Origin of the sequence: Falsirhodobacter sp. 20TX0035 (genome assembly GCF_028307215.1) — a bacterium.
Lineage (GTDB): Bacteria > Pseudomonadota > Alphaproteobacteria > Rhodobacterales > Rhodobacteraceae > Falsirhodobacter.
The window spans coordinates 24,462-40,268 of sequence record NZ_JAQMHV010000006.1; the positions used below are offsets into that span (position 1 = coordinate 24,462).

Genomic DNA, 15,807 nt, shown 5'->3' on the forward strand with positions numbered 1-15,807 from the left:
AGCATGCGACACAGCCGGCCGTCCGACCCCGGAGGTTTCATGTCGCGTCCCAATATCCTGATCCTGATGGTCGACCAGCTGAACGGAACGCTGTTTCCCGACGGTCCGGCCGATTTCCTGCACGCCCCGAACCTGAAGCGGCTGGCCGAACGGTCCGTGCGGTTTACGAACACCTACACAGGATCGCCCCTCTGCGCACCGGCACGGGCCAGCTTCATGTCGGGCCAGCTGCCGTCACGCACCCGCGTCTACGACAACGCGGCTGAATTCGCCTCCGACATCCCCACCTATGCCCACCACCTGCGCCGTGCGGGCTACCAGACCTGCCTGTCGGGCAAGATGCATTTCGTCGGCCCCGACCAGATGCACGGGTTGGAGGAACGGTTGACCACCGACATCTACCCGGCCGATTTCGGCTGGACCCCGGACTACCGCAAGCCGGGCGAACGGATCGACTGGTGGTATCACAACCTCGGCTCCGTTTCGGGCGCCGGAGTGGCGGAGATCACGAACCAGCTGGAATACGACGACGACGTGGCGCATCAGGCCACGCAGAAGCTCTACGACCTGTCGCGCGGGCACGATCCGCGCCCGTGGTGCCTGACCGTCAGCTTCACCCACCCGCATGACCCCTATGTCGCGCGCCGGAAATATTGGGACCTGTACGAAAACTGCCCCCAGACCGAACCGCCCGAAACGATCCCCTACGACGCGATGGACCCCCATTCCCAACGCCTGTGGGACGCCTGCGACACGAACAACGCCACGATCACGGATGACATGATCCGCCGCGCCCGCCGCGGCTATTTCGCCAACATCTCCTATGTAGACGACAAGATCGGCGAGATCCTGGACGTGCTGGAGGCGACGCGGCAGGAGGCGATCATCGTCTTCACCTCGGACCACGGCGACATGCTGGGCGACCGGGGGTTGTGGTTCAAGATGAACTTCTTCGAAGGCTCTGCCCGCGTGCCGCTGATGATCGCGGGGATCGGAAAGGGCCGGGTCGACACGCCCGTCTCCACCATCGACGTGACGCCCACGCTCTGCGACCTCGCCGGCATCTCCATGGCCGAGATCATGCCTTGGACCGACGGCACGACCCTTCTGCCGATCGCGCAAGGCGAAGCGCGCCAACCCGTCCCGATGGAATATGCGGCCGAAGGCAGCATCGCGCCGTTGGTCGCTGTCCGAGACGGCCGCTGGAAATACATCCGCTGCGACGCCGATCCCGAACAGCTCTACGATCTTGTCACCGATCCGGGTGAGCGGACGAACCTGGCCGAGGATCCGGCTCATGCCGACACGCTGGCCCGCCTGCGCGATCAGGCCGACCACCGCTGGAACCTTTCCCAGTACGACGCGCAGGTCCGTGAAAGCCAGGCCCGCCGCTGGATCGTGTACGAGGCGCTGCGCCAGGGCGGCTACTACCCCTGGGACTACCAGCCCCTGAAGAAGGCGTCCGAGGCCTACATGCGCAACCACATGGACCTGAACGTGCTGGAAACCAGCAAGCGCTTCCCACGCGGCGAATAAGGCGGGCGGCAGCGCGGGCGGCGGGGGTTCGATGCCCCCGCCGCCCGCCCTTCCCCTTATCGGTCCACGTGGCCCAGATCGCGGTCGGGCCACACCCGGTCGCGCACCAACTGCTTCAGCGCCTTGCTGTCGGGAAAGCCGCCGTCGCGCTTGCGGTCCCAGACCAGATCCCCGTCCAGCGTGATGGTGAAGATCCCGCCCGTGCCCGGCACCAGCGTCACCGACCCGATGTCCTGCCCGAAGCTCTGCAACAGCTCCTGCGCCATCCAGGCGGTGCGCAGCATCCAGTTGCATTGCGTGCAATAGGTGAAGGTGATGGCGGGGCCGGTCATGCCAGCCCCCTTCCCTTCAACAGCGGCTCCACCCCCGGCATCCGGCCACGGAACGCGGTGTAGAGCGCTTCCGCCTCTTGCGAGCCACCGGCGGACAGGATGTGCGTCTCCAGCTTCCGCGCGGTTTCGGGATCGAAGGCATCCCCCGCCTCGGTGAAGGCGGCAAAGGCGTCGGCGTCCATCACCTCTGACCACATGTAGCTGTAATAGCCCGACGAATAGCCGTCGCCCGAGAAGACATGGCTGAAATGCGGCGTCGCGTGGCGCATCCGGATCGGCTTCGGCATGCCCAGTTCGCCCAGAACCTCCGCCTGCCGGGCCATGGGATCGGCAGGCGCGGGACCTTCGTGGAACGCCAGATCCACCATGGCCGAGGAGACGTATTCCACCGTCGCGAACGCCTGATCATAGGTGCCCGCCGCCAGAAGCCGGCTCATCAGGTCCTGCGGCATCGCCTCGCCCGTGCGGTAGTGGCGGGCGTGTTTGGCCAGAACCTCCGGCACCTCCAGCCAGTGTTCGTAAAGCTGGCTCGGCAGTTCCACGAAGTCCCGCGCGACGGAGGTGCCCGAGATGAAGCCATAGGTCACGTCCGACAGCATCTGGTGCAGCGCGTGGCCGAATTCGTGGAACAGCGTGCGCGCGTCGTCATAGGACAGAAGGCTGGGGTTGCCCTTGGCGAAGTTGCACACGTTCATCACGATCGGGGCCTGCGCCCCGCCCAGCTTGCGCTGCGTGCGCATCGCCGTGCACCACGCGCCCGACCGCTTGGACGCTCGCGCGAAATAGTCGCCGATAAAGACGGCGATGTGCCGGCCGTCCCGCGTCACCTCCCACGCCCGCGCGTCGGGGTGATACAGCGGCACGTCCAGCGCCCGGAACTCCAGCCCGAACAGGCGGTGCGCCACGTCGAACGACGCCTCGATCATCGCTTCCAGCGAGAAGTACGGCTTGATCGCCGCCTCATCCAGATCATGCTCCGCCTTCCGGCGCTTTTCCGAATAATAGCGCCAGTCCCACGGCTCCAGATCGCCGTTGATGCCACCCTCGTGCATCATCCGGGCCAGCACCGCGGCGTCGGCCTCGGCCTTGTCCCGCGCGGGCTGCCAGACGCGCATCAGAAGGTCGCGCACCGCGTCCGGCGTCTTCGCCATTTCCGGCTCCAGCTTGTAGGCGGCGAAGCTGGGATATCCCAGCAGCGTCGCCCGTTCCTGCCGCAGGGAGAGGATCTCGGCCGCGATGGCGCGGTTGTCGGCCGCGTTGCCATTGGCGCCCCGCGCCGTCCACGCCTCATAGGCGATGCGGCGCAACGCGCGGTTCGGGGAAAATTGCAGGAACGGCACGATGAGCGATCGGTTCAGCGTCAGCACATGCCCTTCGCGGCCACGCTCCGCGGCGGCGGCGGCCGCCGTTTCCACCACGAAGTCCGGAAGGCCCGCCAGATCGTCCGCCGACAGGTCGCGGAACCAGTCCCGCTCCTCGGCCAGAAGGTTCTGGCTGAACCGCGTGCCCAGCACGGCCAGCCGCGCCTTCACGGCCGTCAGCCGCTCCGCCTCCGGCCCGGCCAGTTGCGCACCCGCCCGCACGAACATGCGGTGATACAGGTCCAGAACGCGCGCCTCCTCGGCCCCCAGGTCCAACCGGTCGCGGGATTGCCACAGCGTGTCGATCCGCAGGAACAGCGCGCGGTTGTTGATGATCTCGGACGAAAAGGCCGACATCTTCGGCGCCAGATCGCGTTGAAGATCCTCGCGCGCGTCGGTGCTGTCCGCCCCCGCCAGGGTGTAGAAGACGCCCCCCACCCGGTCCAGCGCCCCTTCAGCCAGTTCCAGCGCCTCGATGGTGTTGGCAAAGGTCGGAGGGGCCGGGTCCGTCGCGATGCGGGCGATGTTGGCCCGCGCCTCGGCCATGGCGGCGTCGAAGGCGGGGCCAAAATCCCCGTCCCGGATCGCGTCGAAGGGGGGCAGGCCGAAGGGGCCGGTCCAGTCGGAAAGAAGCGGGTTCGCGTGGGCGGTCATGGGCATCTCCTTTGCCCATGAAGCTAGTCAGCGCGGGCGGGAACCGCCAGCCCCCCGGTCATGCGCCCTGCGTGACCCGGTTCACATGGCCCATCTTGCGCCCCGGCCGCGCCTCGGTCTTGCCATAGAGATGCAGCGCCGCCCCGCGTTCCGCCGCGATGTCGGGCACGCGCCCGATGTCGTCCCCGATCAGGTTCTCCATCACCACGTCCGAATGCCGCCCGCCATCGCCCAGGGGCCAGCCCGCCACGGCGCGGATGTGCTGCTCGAACTGGTCCACGGCACAGCCGTTCTGCGTCCAGTGGCCCGAGTTGTGGACCCGCGGCGCGATCTCGTTCACGATCAACCCGTCGGCGGTCACGAACAGCTCCACCCCCATGACGCCGACGTAATCCAGCGCGTTCAGGATCTGCGCCGCCATCAGCACTGCGTCCGACCGGCGGTTCGGCGTCAGCCGCGCCGGGATCGTGGTGGTGTGCAGGATGCCGTCGCGGTGCACGTTCTCGCCCGGGTCGTAGGCCGACACGGCCCCGTCCAGACCGCGGGCGGCGATGACCGACACCTCGTGGCTGAAGGTCACGAAGCCTTCCAGCACGGCGGGCGCGCCGTTCATGGCGGCCAGTGCGGCCTCCGCCTCCTCGGGCGCCATGATCCGGACCTGCCCCTTGCCGTCATAGCCAAAGCGGGTGGTCTTCAGGATGGCGGGCGTGCCCACGGCGTCAAGGGCGGCGGCCAGATCGGCCGGGCCGTTCACCGCGTGATAGGGCGCCACCTTCAGGCCAAGAGAGGACAGGAAGTCCTTTTCCACCAGCCGGTCCTGGCTGGTGGCCAGCGCCCGGCGGTTCGGACGGATCGGCCGCACGGCCTCCAGCACGTCCAGCGCGGCCGTGGGAACGTTCTCGAATTCATAAGTGATGACGTCCACGGCCTCGGCAAAGGCGCGCAGCGCAGCGTGATCGTCATAGCTTGCGGTTGTCAGCGCATAGGCCACATCCGCCGCGGGCGGGTTCGCCGCCGGTTCGAAGATGTGGGTGCGAAAGCCAAGGCGGCTGGCCGCCACCGCCAGCATGCGGCCCAGTTGCCCGCCGCCCAGAATGCCGATGATGCCGCCGGGTTGAAGGGTCATTCCTGCGGCTCCTCGGGGATGGAGGCGGACAGCGCCTCGCGCCAGGCGTCCAGCCGCTGCGCCAGCGCCGGATCGTGGATCGCCAGGATCCCGGCCGCCATCAGCCCCGCATTGGCCGCGCCCGCCGCCCCGATGGCCATGGTCGCCACGGGAAAGCCCTTGGGCATCTGCACGATGGAATACAGGCTGTCCACGCCCGACAGTGCCTTTGTCTGGACGGGGACGCCCACCACCGGCACCCGCGTCTTGGACGCCATCATGCCCGGCAGATGCGCCGCCCCGCCCGCGCCCGCGATGATGACCTTCAGGCCACGGTCCGCCGCCTCCTTGCCATAGGTCCACAAACGGTCCGGCGTCCGGTGGGCCGAGACGATCTTCGCCTCGTACGAGATGCCGAGTTCGTCCAGAATCGTGGCCGCCTCCTTCATCGTCGGCCAGTCCGACTGGCTTCCCATGATGATACCGACTTCCACGCCCATGGCGATCCCCCGTTGCTGAAAGCGCGCATCATACAGCGGTGCCGCCCGCCCGCAATGGCGTCAGGCGATGATGTCGGGGATCAGGTCGTCCTCGATCCGCGTGATCTCGTCCTTCAGGGCCAGCTTGCGCTTCTTCAGGCGCCGCAACTGCAGGGGATCGGGCGCGGGCTGGGTTTCCAGCGCAAGGATCGCGTCGTCCAGATCCCGGTGCTCACGCCGCAGCACCTCCACGCGGATCCGCAGCACATCTTCCTGTTTCAGTTCGGTTGGGGCGTTCATGGCAAACTCGGGGCTGTGGTGCGTCCAATCTATCCGATGGCGCCGTGAAATGCGCGGGATTTTTCGCATCGGGGCCAAGACTTGCGCCCCTGTGCCCCGCATCCCATATTGTCAGTGAAGGCGCCGGACGGGCCTTTGCGATTTGTCGCTTCCAGCAAGGGCAAAAGACATGACGAAACTGAGCTTCGGGGCACATCCCCATCTTCTGGGCTTCGAGCAGCTGGAACGGCTGGTGGAGCGCACATCCAAGACCGAAGGGTATCCCCCCTTCAACATTGAGGCCGTGGCCGAGAACGCCTATCGCATCACGCTGGCCGTGGCCGGCTTCCGCGAGGCGGACCTGTCCATCACGGTGGAGGATCGCCAGCTGGTGATCCGGGGCCGCCAGCCCGAGGATCAGGACCGCCGCGTCTTCCTGCACCGCGGCATCGCGGGGCGCGCCTTCCAGCGCAGCTTCGTTCTAGCCGAAGGGGTGGAGGTGGCGGGCGCCGATCTGGATCACGGCCTGCTGCATGTCGATCTGCGCCGCACGGTTCCGGACACCATCGTCCAGACCATTCCCATTCGCACCGCCGCCAAAGCCGAAGGAGAGTCCAAATGAACACCCCCCAATCGCCCGGCGATCGTCTGGTCTATGTCCGGCCGGTGCTTGTGGCCGAACTTCCGCAGGACGTGCAGGACCAGGCCGAAGGCCTCGACACGCTTTACGCACTGCACAGCGCGGACGGCGAACAGCTGGCGCTGGTGCGCAACCGGCACATGGCCTTCCAGCTTGCGCTGCAGAACGACCTTGCGCCGGTGAACGTGCACTGATGGCAAAAGGCCCCCGAACCGGGGGCCTTTTTCGTGATGGCTCAGGCTAGGACCGCCTGCACTTCCCATGCCTTCAGGCAGGTCCGCGCGGTCGGGCCATAGGCGTTCGGACCGTCGGCCAGTTCGGGGAAGATGGCCACGATCTCATCCCACTGGGCGTTTAGCACGGACACGCCGTGCTGGCCCGGATGGAAGCTTTCCGTCCACACGCCACCCGAGCGCACGATCTGGTGCTGGTCGAACATGATGTGGACATAGGTCACGGAATCGCACGGCACCTGACGGATCGTCCCGTCGTTGACCATGTGCTTGGCCGCGGCCAGCACCTGCGTCTCGCCGCTCATCAACTCGGCGCGCCAGCCTTCCACGAGCATGCGGTGCTGGGGGGAGACGCGAAGCTCCGCCTCGTTGCCCAGCGTTCCCGCCGCGAAGCAGACCGGTGCCATGGCGCCTTGCCCCGGAATGGTGCGTCCACCGACCCAGCGCAGCGGCTGCGCGCCGTTGTCCAGCGTGAGAACCAGATCGCCGGCGCGCAGATCCTCGACCTTGCGAGGGCCTTCGGGCGTGTCGATCAGGGTGCCGGCGGTGAAGCACGGCATCAGCGGCTGGTCGAAGCTGCCGATGGGCGCCTTCGTGTCCAGGAGGTTCACCAGCGCGTACTTGCCCAGCGTCAGGTCGCCGAACGAACCGGGCGTCGCGCCTTCCGGAATGTCCCCGTCGGCGATCCGGACCATGTAAGACTTGTCGGTCATCAGGAAGACATAGGCCGTGACCTTGGTCGGCACGCCGTCGATCTCCAGCGTGCTGTCGCGATAGGCGTAGATCTCGTCCAGCTTCTTCGACTCGCCGTCGATCTCGATCCGGTCGCCATTCGTGGTGTCGCGCGGGAAGAAGCCGTACTGGTTCTGCTCGGTCAGCTGGCCGTCGCGGTTGCCGTCATGGAACGCAAGGTCGGTATAGCTTCTGCCCGCGTCGATCTTGAGGCCTTCGCCCCGCTTGGCCTCGAAATAATCAAGACCGCCGCCGAAGCCATCCGGCCACGTGTCCCCGTTGTACCACCCCCAGCTGGGGGTGTCGGTTGCCGTCTGACCCGCATTCCCGCAGCCGGGATTCCAGAACCACATCACTCGTCTCCGTAAAAGCGTTACGGATTAGCGAATGGCTAACTTCTATAGCTTAAAAAGGGCCGACCTTGGCCCTTTTCATGTCTTTATGAAGCAATTGTAAAATGTTGCATTTTACTAAAAGTGGGCGGTATCGATCCCGGCCAGCCATCTTTCGGCGTCCAGGGCCGCCATGCAGCCCATTCCGGCGCTTGTGATGGCCTGACGGTAGACGTGATCCGTCAAGTCCCCCGCCGCGAACACCCCCGGAATCGATGTCTTCGTTCCGCCGGCTTCCACCTTCACATATCCGTCAGAATGCAGCTCCAGCTGATCCCTGACCAGTTCGGACGCCGGGGAATGGCCGATTGCCACGAAGAAACCGTCGCAGGGAATCACCCGCTCCGCCCCGTCGCGCACGTCCCGGACCCGAACACCCGTCACGCCCAGCGGCCCTTCGGTCCCCACAACCTCCTCAACCACCGAATGCCAAGCTAGCTCAACCTTGGGATGATTGAAAAGACGGTCCTGAAGAATTTTTTCGGCCCGCAGCGTGTCGCGGCGGTGGATCAGGGTCACCTTGCTGGCGAAGTTGGTCAGGAACAGCGCTTCCTCGACCGCCGTGTTGCCACCGCCGATCACCACGACCTCCTTCCCGCGATAGAAGAAGCCGTCGCAGGTGGCGCAGGCCGACACGCCGAAGCCCTTGAACTTTTCCTCGCTGGGAAGGCCCAGCCATTTCGCCTGCGCCCCTGTCGCCAGAATCACGGCATCGGCGGTGAAGGTCGTGCCGCTGTCGGCCGAGGCCGTGAAGGGCCGCTTCGACAGGTCCAGATCGGTGATGTAGTCGGTGATGATCTCCGCCCCCATGGCGCGGGCATGCTCTTCCATCCGCACCATCAGGTCCGGGCCCTGCACATGCGTGTCGCCGGGCCAGTTCTCCACCTCGGTGGTGATGGTCAGCTGGCCGCCGGGCTGAAGGCCTTGGACCAGGATCGGTTTCAGCATGGCCCGCGCCGCGTAGACGGCCGCCGTATACCCCGCCGGTCCCGAACCGATGATCAGAACCTTGCTGTGCCGCGTTTCGGCCATGAGGATGCCCTTTCGATGATGCTGGCCCGATATAGGCGAGCCGCCGACAGGCGAAAACCCCCGCCGGGGGCGCGACAGAATATTGCGCACGGCACGCGCCGCTTGTAATGTCCGACCATCACGAACGGAGACTTGCATGGCCGGATCGAAGCTCGATCCCATTGACCGACAGATCCTGGCAGAACTTCAGGCCGACGGTCGAATCACCAACGTCGAACTTGCCCGCCGCGTGGGCATTTCCGCCCCGCCCTGCCTGCGCCGCGTCCGCGCGCTGGAGGAGGCGGGCTATGTCCGCGGCTATCACGCGCAGATCGATCCCCGCCAGATGGGATTCGAGGTGCAGGTCTTCGCCATGGTGCGCCTGCACAGCCAGGCCGAACGCGACCTGTCCGCGTTCGAGGAGCATTGCCGCTCCCTCTCGCTTGTCCGCGAATGTCACATGCTGAACGGCGAGATCGACTTCATCCTGAAATGCGTCGCCCCGGATCTGAGCACGTTCCAGACCTTCCTGACGCAACATCTGACCAGCGCCGCGAACGTGGCCAGCGTGAAGACCAGCCTTGTCATCCGCGGGGCCAAGGACGAACCCGGCGTCCCCTTCGACGTGCTGGAGGCGCGGATCAAAGCCGGATCGTCGCGATAAGGCGTCCGTAGTCGGCTTCCTTTGCGTGGGTGGTGCGGCGGAAGGAATAGAAGCGGTCGGGGTCGGAATAGGTGCAATGGCCGGTCCATTCCGCCTCGGCCCCCGCCGCGCGCAGACGCGACAGTCCGAAGCCCGGAAGGTCGAACAGCAGCCGGTCCCCCTGCCCCTGCGCGAAGAAGCGGGCATAGGCGTCATCCTCGGCCAGGAAGGTGTCCAGCATCTCCGGCCCCACCTCGTAGGCGCGCTGACTGATGCAGGGGCCGATGACGGCGGAAATGTCCGTGGCGCCCAGATCGCGCATGGCCTGCACCGTCGCCTCCAGCACGCCGCCAATGGCGCCCTTCCAGCCCGCATGGGCCGCACCGATCACGCCCGCCTTGGCGTCGGCCAGCAGCACCGGCTGGCAATCCGCCGTTAGGATGGACAGGACCACCCCCGGCCGGTTCGTCACCATGGCGTCCGCGGCGGGCGTGCCGTCGAAGGGCGCCGTCACCACCGTGGCGGAATGCACCTGGTTCAGGGTGCGGATCGCGTCGGCCGGCACCTCCATCGCCTTGGCCACGCGGGCGCGGTTGATGCCCACGACCTCGGGCATGTCACTGCTGCCATAGCCGCAGTTCAGCCCCGCGAACACGCCCGAGGAGGCACCCCCCTTGCGGGTGAAGAAGCCGTGGCGCAGCGGATGCAGCGCGCGCGAAGTGATGATGTCCAGCGTCATGCGAACCCCGGTGGTGGTGGTGCGGCGGGCGGCGTGATCGCCAGCGCCTTGAACAGTTCACCCATCTGCGCGGGATCGGTCAACCGCTCCAGCGCCGAAAGATGGGTGGCGGCGTTGCCCCTGACTGCCAAGCGCTCGGCCCGCAGCCCGATGCCCAGCGCGGCCAGAAGCCGCCCTTGGGTGGTGTAGCGGTGGGCGCAGGACATGGCGGCCAAGGCCAGCGCCTCGAAATCCACATGCGCCGTCAGGTCGGCCCGCCCGGGGGCCGCGAACGGATCGGCAGAGGCGTGGCCCGACAGCGCTTGGAACGTGTCGCCACGGGACCGCCAGCCGCCGTAATCCACGATCAGCGCCAAACCGCCCTGCGCCACGCGCTGCGCGATCGCTTCCATGATGGGGGCGGCCTGCGGGCAGATCTCCACCACATCCCCATCCTGCGTGTCGTCCAACCGGTGGGCCAAGTACTGAAGGGTCAGCGGGGCAGACAGGCCCGGCGTCAGGTCCGGCCCTACCACGCGTTCGCGCCAGCCCGCGCCCTCGCGCACGAACTGGCGGATCGGCAGGGCGTCGAAGAACTCGTTCGCGACAAGGAACAGGGGGCCGTCCGGCAGGTCGTGCACGCGGTCCACGTGGCGCGCGGGCAGCCGTTCGGCCTGCATCGCGCGCAGTCGGGGGCTCGCCTCCACCAGAACCAGATCGGCGGCGGCATGGAAACCGGGGACGCCCTTCGTCGCGCGCAGGATGTCGGCCATCAGGGTGCCGCGGCCGGGCCCAAGTTCAGCCAGCGTGAACGCCCCGCCGCCCTGATCCAGCCACGCCTGCGCCAGACACAGACCCAGCATCTCGCCGAACATCTGGCTGATCTCGGGGGCGGTGGTGAAATCGCCGGCGGTCCCGAACGGCTCTCCGGTGGTGTAGTATCCGTGTTCGGGATGAAGCAGGCATTCGGCCATGTAGTCGGCCAAGGTGATCGGCCCAGTCTGCGCGATGCGGCGCGCCAGAAGATCCCCCAGCGGCGTCACGCCCGCCGCGCCCGCCCGATCAGCCACAGCCCCACCGCGACCATCGGCAGCGACAGCGCCTGCCCCTGCGTCAGGCCATAGCCGCCGATCTGCCACGCGAGGCCCAGCGGGTTGCCCTCGGACACGAACTGCGCATCCGGCTGGCGCACGAATTCCACCAGAAAGCGCGACACGCCATAGCCCGCGATGAACACCCCACAGATCGCCCCCGGCCATTTCAGCCAGTGGCGGCGCAGGATCAGCAGCCAGATCAGCGCGAACAGAAGGATCCCCTCCAGCCCCGCCTCATAAAGCTGCGAGGGGTGGCGCGCGCAGACGCCCGTCAGCTGGCCGCACTCCTGCGCGGCCTCGCCCGGAAAGGCCACGCCCCACGGCAGGTTCGTGGGACGGCCCCACAACTCGGCGTTGATGAAGTTCGCGATGCGGCCGAAGAACAGCCCCGGCGGCACCGCCAGCGCCATCATGTCCGCGACCGACAGCTTCGGCGCCCTTTCGCGCGCGCTGAAGATCCAGGTGGCCGCCACGACCCCCAGGAAGCCGCCATGGAAGGACATGCCCCCCTGCCAGACCTGAAGGATCTGGCCCGGATGGCTCAGGTAGTATCCCGGTTCGTAGAACAGCACGAAGCCCAGCCGCCCGCCCAGCACGACGCCCAGGATCACCCAGGTCAGCAGGCGCTCCACCTGCTCGGCCGTCATGGGCGGGGTGTCGGCGGGCCACAGCTTTGGGCAGCCGATCGCGCGGCGCACCACCCACCAGCCCAGAAGCAGCCCCGCGATGTAGGCCAGCGCGTACCAGCGCAGGGAGAAGGAGAATCCGCCAAGGCTCAGCGTGAAGATCTCGGGCGAGATGTCCGGAAAGGGGATGTAGCTCATGTCACCTCGGGGGTTTTGCCGCTTTGTCCGGTGCGGCGGCAGGGTTGTCAACCTTGGCCCGTGCCGCCATATCATGGTCCAAGCCAACAGGAGATGCCATGACCGCGCGATCCAAATTCCTCGATGACATGTCGCAGCTGATGACCAACGCGATGGGCGTGGCCCAGGGCGCCAAGACTGAGGCCGACACCGCCTTCAAGGGCATGGTCGACCGCTGGCTGGCCGACCGCGATCTTGTCACGCGGGAAGAGTTCGAGGCCGTCCGCCTGATGGCCACCAAGGCCCGTGCCGAGAACGAGGCCCTGTCCGCGCGCATCGCCGCGCTGGAGGCCAAGCCGGTTTCCGAGTGACCGGCCCCCGGCTGGCGGTCCGCGCCCTGATCCTGGACGCGCAAGACCGCCTTCTGATCGTGAACGCGTGGCCCGGGGGCGTGTCCGACCTCTGGACCGCGCCGGGCGGTGGGGTGGAGCGTCACAGCGCCCTGCCCGACAACCTGATGCGTGAGGTGCATGAGGAAACGGGCCTGAGCGTGTCCGTCGGCGCGCCCGTGTTGGTCAACGAATTCCACGACCCGGACGGCACGTTCCACCAGGTCGACCTCTACTTCCGCTGCACCCTGGTTCGTGGAACCCTGTCGGACGACTGGCGCGATCCCGAAGGGGTGGTAACAGACCGCCGCTGGGTGACGCGGGAGGAACTGGCCACCCTGCGCGTGAAGCCCGACACGCTGGCCGAAGCGGCGTGGGGCGACCGGATGATCTACGACCCGTTGGAGCCGATCATCCGCTGAACGCCGAACGCGCCGATCACGGCCAGCACCAGCGGCACCAAGGGCGCGACCCCCAGCGTCAGGGCTGCCCCGACCAGCGCCAGCGGGGCCAGCGCCGGAAAGCGCACCCAGTTCCAGCCCCAGCCGCCCACCCCGACGCAGAGTCCCGCGGCAATGGCGCAGGCCAGCGCCTCCCCCCGCAGGGGCGGCAGGTCGAACAGCAGGACCACCGCCACGGGAAGGGACAGGATCAGGTGGCTTGCGTGCCGAGTCATGCCGCTGCCCCGCCGCATCAGCACCGCCTGCGCCCCGAAGCCTGCGCCCGCCAGAACCAGAAGGAGCGACCCCAGCAGCGCCAGCGGCACCGCCGCCACAAGCGCGAAGCCCCAAGCCAAGGGCGGCACCGGTTCCCGCAAAACCAGCCGCGCGGCCAGCAGGGTCAGCGCGGCCGCCGCGGGAACGACCACGACCGCTGCGCTGGGATCGGCCTTCGCGAAGGCCAGCCCCCCGATCCACGCGACACAGCCAAGCGCGCCAAGCCCCGAGGCGACGTCAATCGACAGCTTCGGGCGAAGACCCGTCCGCCTGCGCCGCCCGAGAAGAAGAAGCCACATGGACGCAGCCGCGAAGGCCAGCACCGTTCCCGTCAGGCTGCGCGGGTCCGCCCCGCCGTCCAGCGCCATGCGGAGCAGGACGGGCAGCGCGGCAAGGGCAACGACCGGCAGGATCAGGAGCGGAGGCCCGTCTGTTCCAGCAGGCCCTTACGCTTGGCCTCGTAGTAATAGCCCTTGGAATACCACTCCACCGCGCGATCCTCGCTGCCGTTGGACACCATCCAAGCCCCGCGCAGATACTTCATCGCGTAGGTCAGGTTCGTTTCGGCGTCCAGAAGCTCGGTCGGCTCTCCTCGGAAGCCCATGATGCGGGCGGTGGCCGGGGCGATCTGCATCAGCCCGTAATAGGTGCCGTTGCGCGCCGCCGGGTTGTAGGTGCTTTCGCGCTTCACCACCCGATGCGCCAGCGCGCGCGGCACGCCGTAGCGATCGGCGTAATCGTCGACCATGCGCGACACTTCGGCGCGACCAGATGGAACCGACAGATCGGGTGCTGCCGCACGGGAGACCTCGCCCCCTCCTCCGCAGGCCGCAAGGCCAAGGATCAGCGTCAGGGCAAGGGTGGTGCGCAGCATCTTCACGTCCCGGATTTGTTATCGTTGGTGAAGTGCTAGCGGGCGAAGCCGCGTCCGGGCAAGCGCGGGTTCCCGCTGTCAACCCGCATGCGCGGATTCTTGCGCAAACGAAAAAGGGCGCCCCGAAGGACGCCCCCTGATTTCCGAACGGAAACCGCAGCTTACATCATGCCGCCCATGCCGCCCATGTCGGGCATGCCGCCGGCGGCCGCCTTGGGCTCCGGCTTGTCGGCGATCATGGCTTCCGTGGTGATCAGCAGCGAGGCCACCGATGCCGCGTCTTCCAGAGCGGTGCGGACGACCTTCGCCGGGTCGATCACGCCGAACGAGAACATGTCGCCGTATTCTTCGGTCTGGGCGTTGAAGCCGAACTTCACGTCGTTCGATTCACGGATCTTGCCGGCAACCACCGAACCGTCCACGCCCGCGTTCTGGGCGATCTGGCGCAGCGGGGCTTCCAGCGCGCGGCGCACGATGGCGATACCCGCGTTCTGGTCGGAGTTCGCACCCTCGACGCCTTCCAGCGACTTGCCGGCCTGGATCAGGGCAACACCACCACCCACGACAACGCCTTCCTGGACGGCCGCGCGGGTTGCGTTCAGGGCGTCATCGACGCGGTCCTTGCGCTCTTTCACTTCGACTTCGGTCATGCCGCCGACGCGGATCACGGCAACGCCGCCGGCCAGTTTGGCCACGCGCTCTTGCAGCTTTTCCTTGTCGTAGTCCGAGGTGGTTTCCTCGATCTGCGTGCGGATCTGGGCCACACGTGCCGAGATCTCGGCCTTGTCGCCGGCGCCGTCGACGATCGTGGTGTTGTCCTTGGTGATCGTGACCTTCTTGGCCGAGCCGAGCATGTCGATCGTGACATTTTCCAGCTTCATGCCGAGGTCTTCGGAGATCACCTGACCACCGGTCAGGATCGCGAGGTCTTGCAGCATCGCCTTGCGACGGTCGCCGAAGCCCGGAGCCTTGACGGCGGAGATCTTCAGGCCGCCACGCAGCTTGTTGACGACCAGCGTGGCCAGAGCCTCGCCTTCCACGTCTTCAGCAACGATGATCAGCGGTTTCTGCGATTGGATCACGGCTTCCAGCAGCGGAACCATCGGCTGCAGGGACGAGAGTTTCTTCTCGTGCAGCAGGATCAGCGCGTCATCGAGTTCCGCGACCATCTTGTCGGGGTTCGTGACGAAGTAGGGCGACAGGTAGCCGCGGTCGAACTGCATGCCTTCGACGACTTCGGTCTCGGTCTCGAGGCCCTTGTTCTCTTCGACGGTGATGACACCCTCGTTGCCGACCTTCTGCATCGCGTCGGCGATCTGACGGCCGATTTCCGCTTCGCCGTTGGCCGAGATGGTGCCGACCTGCGCGACTTCCGCCGAGTCGTTCACCGGACGTGCCGCCGCCTTGATCGCCGAGACGACCTTGGAGGTCGCAAGGTCGATGCCGCGCTTCAGGTCCATCGGGTTCATGCCGGCGGCCACGGCCTTCAGGCCGTCCTTGATGATGGCTTGCGCCAGCACCGTTGCCGTCGTGGTGCCGTCGCCGGCTTCGTCGTTGGTGCGTGAAGCGACTTCCTTCACCATCTGGGCGCCCATGTTCTCGAACTTGTCGGAAAGTTCGATTTCCTTGGCGACCGAAACACCGTCCTTCGTGATGCGCGGGGCGCCGAAGGATTTCTCGATCACGACGTTGCGGCCTTTCGGGCCCAGCGTGACTTTAACAGCGTCTGCGAGGATGTTCACGCCGCGCAGCATGCGGTCGCGGGCATCGGTGTCGAACTTGACGTCCTTGGCCATTGGATTGCTCCTGTCAGTCT

The 15,807-nt window shown here is 66.9% G+C and carries 19 protein-coding genes; 6 read left to right on the forward strand and 13 right to left on the reverse strand.

Annotated elements, in window-relative coordinates; genetic code table 11:
- Positions 1–39: 39 nt before the first annotated feature.
- A complete protein-coding gene (gene betC / locus PIJ50_RS08955) occupies positions 40–1,536 on the forward strand; it encodes a choline-sulfatase (RefSeq protein WP_271974548.1) in 1,497 nt (498 codons plus the stop codon).
- Positions 1,537–1,592: 56 nt separating this feature from the next.
- Here betC and PIJ50_RS08960 read toward each other — a convergent pair whose 3' ends face one another.
- The 5 genes from PIJ50_RS08960 to PIJ50_RS08980 are packed head-to-tail and all read right to left on the reverse strand — an operon-like array spanning position 1,593 to position 5,767.
- The gene (locus tag PIJ50_RS08960; RefSeq protein WP_271974550.1) at positions 1,593–1,868 is read right to left on the reverse strand and encodes an Rdx family protein; all 276 of its coding nucleotides are present in this window, start codon (positions 1,866–1,868) and stop codon (positions 1,593–1,595) included.
- Positions 1,865–3,883, reverse strand: coding sequence for a M3 family metallopeptidase (locus PIJ50_RS08965; protein WP_442900721.1), 2,019 nt, complete (start codon positions 3,881–3,883; stop codon positions 1,865–1,867). Before PIJ50_RS08965 ends, PIJ50_RS08960 begins: the two co-directional genes overlap by 4 nt.
- Before the next feature lie 58 nt (positions 3,884–3,941).
- The gene (locus PIJ50_RS08970; RefSeq protein WP_271974553.1) at positions 3,942–5,009 is read right to left on the reverse strand and encodes a 5-(carboxyamino)imidazole ribonucleotide synthase; all 1,068 of its coding nucleotides are present in this window, start codon (positions 5,007–5,009) and stop codon (positions 3,942–3,944) included.
- Complete coding sequence (gene purE / locus PIJ50_RS08975; protein WP_271974555.1) at positions 5,006–5,488, reverse strand: 5-(carboxyamino)imidazole ribonucleotide mutase; 483 nt, start codon at positions 5,486–5,488, stop codon at positions 5,006–5,008. The genes PIJ50_RS08970 and purE overlap by 4 nt, the downstream gene beginning before the upstream one ends.
- A gap of 60 nt (positions 5,489–5,548) precedes the next feature.
- Positions 5,549–5,767 carry a YdcH family protein gene (locus tag PIJ50_RS08980; protein WP_271974557.1) on the reverse strand — a complete coding sequence of 73 codons (219 nt, stop codon included), beginning with the start codon at positions 5,765–5,767 and terminating at the stop codon, positions 5,549–5,551.
- Between the two features lie 169 nt (positions 5,768–5,936).
- Here PIJ50_RS08980 and PIJ50_RS08985 point away from each other — a divergent pair, with 169 nt between their 5' ends.
- The gene (locus tag PIJ50_RS08985; protein WP_271974558.1) at positions 5,937–6,368 is read left to right on the forward strand and encodes an Hsp20 family protein; all 432 of its coding nucleotides are present in this window, start codon (positions 5,937–5,939) and stop codon (positions 6,366–6,368) included.
- Positions 6,365–6,580 carry a DUF1150 family protein gene (locus tag PIJ50_RS08990; RefSeq protein WP_271974559.1) on the forward strand — a complete coding sequence of 72 codons (216 nt, stop codon included), beginning with the start codon at positions 6,365–6,367 and terminating at the stop codon, positions 6,578–6,580. Before PIJ50_RS08985 ends, PIJ50_RS08990 begins: the two co-directional genes overlap by 4 nt.
- A gap of 41 nt (positions 6,581–6,621) precedes the next feature.
- Here PIJ50_RS08990 and PIJ50_RS08995 read toward each other — a convergent pair whose 3' ends face one another.
- Both PIJ50_RS08995 and trxB read right to left on the reverse strand, forming a co-directional pair.
- The gene (locus PIJ50_RS08995; RefSeq protein WP_271974560.1) at positions 6,622–7,704 is read right to left on the reverse strand and encodes a Hint domain-containing protein; all 1,083 of its coding nucleotides are present in this window, start codon (positions 7,702–7,704) and stop codon (positions 6,622–6,624) included.
- Positions 7,705–7,821: 117 nt separating this feature from the next.
- Entirely contained in the window at positions 7,822–8,775 is a 954-nt protein-coding gene (gene trxB / locus PIJ50_RS09000) for a thioredoxin-disulfide reductase (protein WP_271974562.1), read from the reverse strand.
- Positions 8,776–8,911: 136 nt separating this feature from the next.
- Here trxB and PIJ50_RS09005 point away from each other — a divergent pair, with 136 nt between their 5' ends.
- Positions 8,912–9,418 carry an Lrp/AsnC family transcriptional regulator gene (locus tag PIJ50_RS09005; protein ID WP_271974564.1) on the forward strand — a complete coding sequence of 169 codons (507 nt, stop codon included), beginning with the start codon at positions 8,912–8,914 and terminating at the stop codon, positions 9,416–9,418.
- Here PIJ50_RS09005 and pgeF read toward each other — a convergent pair.
- Genes pgeF through lgt form a run of 3 tightly spaced genes read right to left on the reverse strand, consistent with a single transcriptional unit; the run spans position 9,396 to position 12,033 of the window.
- A complete protein-coding gene (gene pgeF, locus PIJ50_RS09010; RefSeq protein ID WP_271974565.1) occupies positions 9,396–10,136 on the reverse strand; it encodes a peptidoglycan editing factor PgeF in 741 nt (246 codons plus the stop codon). The two genes, PIJ50_RS09005 and pgeF, sit on opposite strands and share 23 nt — an antisense overlap.
- Entirely contained in the window at positions 10,133–11,158 is a 1,026-nt protein-coding gene (locus PIJ50_RS09015; protein WP_271974762.1) for a class I SAM-dependent methyltransferase, read from the reverse strand. Before PIJ50_RS09015 ends, pgeF begins: the two co-directional genes overlap by 4 nt.
- Complete coding sequence (lgt, locus tag PIJ50_RS09020; protein WP_271974567.1) at positions 11,155–12,033, reverse strand: prolipoprotein diacylglyceryl transferase; 879 nt, start codon at positions 12,031–12,033, stop codon at positions 11,155–11,157. The genes PIJ50_RS09015 and lgt overlap by 4 nt, the downstream gene beginning before the upstream one ends.
- Before the next feature lie 98 nt (positions 12,034–12,131).
- Here lgt and PIJ50_RS09025 point away from each other — a divergent pair, with 98 nt between their 5' ends.
- Together PIJ50_RS09025 and PIJ50_RS09030 are read left to right on the forward strand one after the other, a co-directional pair.
- Entirely contained in the window at positions 12,132–12,383 is a 252-nt protein-coding gene (locus tag PIJ50_RS09025) for an accessory factor UbiK family protein (protein WP_271974569.1), read from the forward strand.
- Complete coding sequence (locus PIJ50_RS09030; RefSeq protein WP_271974571.1) at positions 12,380–12,823, forward strand: NUDIX domain-containing protein; 444 nt, start codon at positions 12,380–12,382, stop codon at positions 12,821–12,823. Before PIJ50_RS09025 ends, PIJ50_RS09030 begins: the two co-directional genes overlap by 4 nt.
- On the opposite strand, the gene PIJ50_RS09035 is transcribed toward PIJ50_RS09030, so the two are convergent.
- The 3 genes from PIJ50_RS09035 to groL all read right to left on the reverse strand — a co-directional run bounded on the left by PIJ50_RS09035 (position 12,793) and on the right by groL (position 15,787).
- Entirely contained in the window at positions 12,793–13,485 is a 693-nt protein-coding gene (locus PIJ50_RS09035; protein WP_271974573.1) for a hypothetical protein, read from the reverse strand. The two genes, PIJ50_RS09030 and PIJ50_RS09035, sit on opposite strands and share 31 nt — an antisense overlap.
- A 44-nt stretch (positions 13,486–13,529) precedes the next feature.
- Complete coding sequence (locus PIJ50_RS09040) at positions 13,530–13,991, reverse strand: lytic transglycosylase domain-containing protein (protein ID WP_271974575.1); 462 nt, start codon at positions 13,989–13,991, stop codon at positions 13,530–13,532.
- A 161-nt stretch (positions 13,992–14,152) separates the two neighbouring features.
- Positions 14,153–15,787, reverse strand: a complete 1,635-nt coding sequence (gene groL / locus PIJ50_RS09045) for a chaperonin GroEL (protein WP_271974577.1) — start codon at positions 15,785–15,787, stop codon at positions 14,153–14,155.
- Positions 15,788–15,807 lie beyond the last annotated feature (20 nt).

Excerpts from the sequence above, each read along its gene's own strand:
- PIJ50_RS08960 (WP_271974550.1), bottom strand. The coding sequence starts at position 1,868 with ATGACCGGCCCCGCCATCACCTTCACCTATTGCACGCAATGCAACTGG.
- PIJ50_RS08995 (WP_271974560.1), bottom strand. The coding sequence starts at position 7,704 with ATGTGGTTCTGGAATCCCGGCTGCGGGAATGCGGGTCAGACGGCAACC.
- PIJ50_RS09025 (WP_271974569.1), top strand. The coding sequence starts at position 12,132 with ATGACCGCGCGATCCAAATTCCTCGATGACATGTCGCAGCTGATGACC.
- trxB (WP_271974562.1), bottom strand. The coding sequence starts at position 8,775 with ATGGCCGAAACGCGGCACAGCAAGGTTCTGATCATCGGTTCGGGACCG.
- PIJ50_RS08985 (WP_271974558.1), top strand. The coding sequence starts at position 5,937 with ATGACGAAACTGAGCTTCGGGGCACATCCCCATCTTCTGGGCTTCGAG.
- betC (WP_271974548.1), top strand. The coding sequence starts at position 40 with ATGTCGCGTCCCAATATCCTGATCCTGATGGTCGACCAGCTGAACGGA.
- PIJ50_RS08980 (WP_271974557.1), bottom strand. The coding sequence starts at position 5,767 with ATGAACGCCCCAACCGAACTGAAACAGGAAGATGTGCTGCGGATCCGC.
- PIJ50_RS08970 (WP_271974553.1), bottom strand. The coding sequence starts at position 5,009 with ATGACCCTTCAACCCGGCGGCATCATCGGCATTCTGGGCGGCGGGCAA.
- PIJ50_RS08990 (WP_271974559.1), top strand. The coding sequence starts at position 6,365 with ATGAACACCCCCCAATCGCCCGGCGATCGTCTGGTCTATGTCCGGCCG.
- PIJ50_RS09040 (WP_271974575.1), bottom strand. The coding sequence starts at position 13,991 with ATGCTGCGCACCACCCTTGCCCTGACGCTGATCCTTGGCCTTGCGGCC.
- PIJ50_RS09005 (WP_271974564.1), top strand. The coding sequence starts at position 8,912 with ATGGCCGGATCGAAGCTCGATCCCATTGACCGACAGATCCTGGCAGAA.
- PIJ50_RS09035 (WP_271974573.1), bottom strand. The coding sequence starts at position 13,485 with ATGGCGCTGGACGGCGGGGCGGACCCGCGCAGCCTGACGGGAACGGTG.
- PIJ50_RS08965 (WP_442900721.1), bottom strand. The coding sequence starts at position 3,883 with ATGACCGCCCACGCGAACCCGCTTCTTTCCGACTGGACCGGCCCCTTC.
- pgeF (WP_271974565.1), bottom strand. The coding sequence starts at position 10,136 with ATGACGCTGGACATCATCACTTCGCGCGCGCTGCATCCGCTGCGCCAC.
- groL (WP_271974577.1), bottom strand. The coding sequence starts at position 15,787 with ATGGCCAAGGACGTCAAGTTCGACACCGATGCCCGCGACCGCATGCTG.
- purE (WP_271974555.1), bottom strand. The coding sequence starts at position 5,488 with ATGGGCGTGGAAGTCGGTATCATCATGGGAAGCCAGTCGGACTGGCCG.
- lgt (WP_271974567.1), bottom strand. The coding sequence starts at position 12,033 with ATGAGCTACATCCCCTTTCCGGACATCTCGCCCGAGATCTTCACGCTG.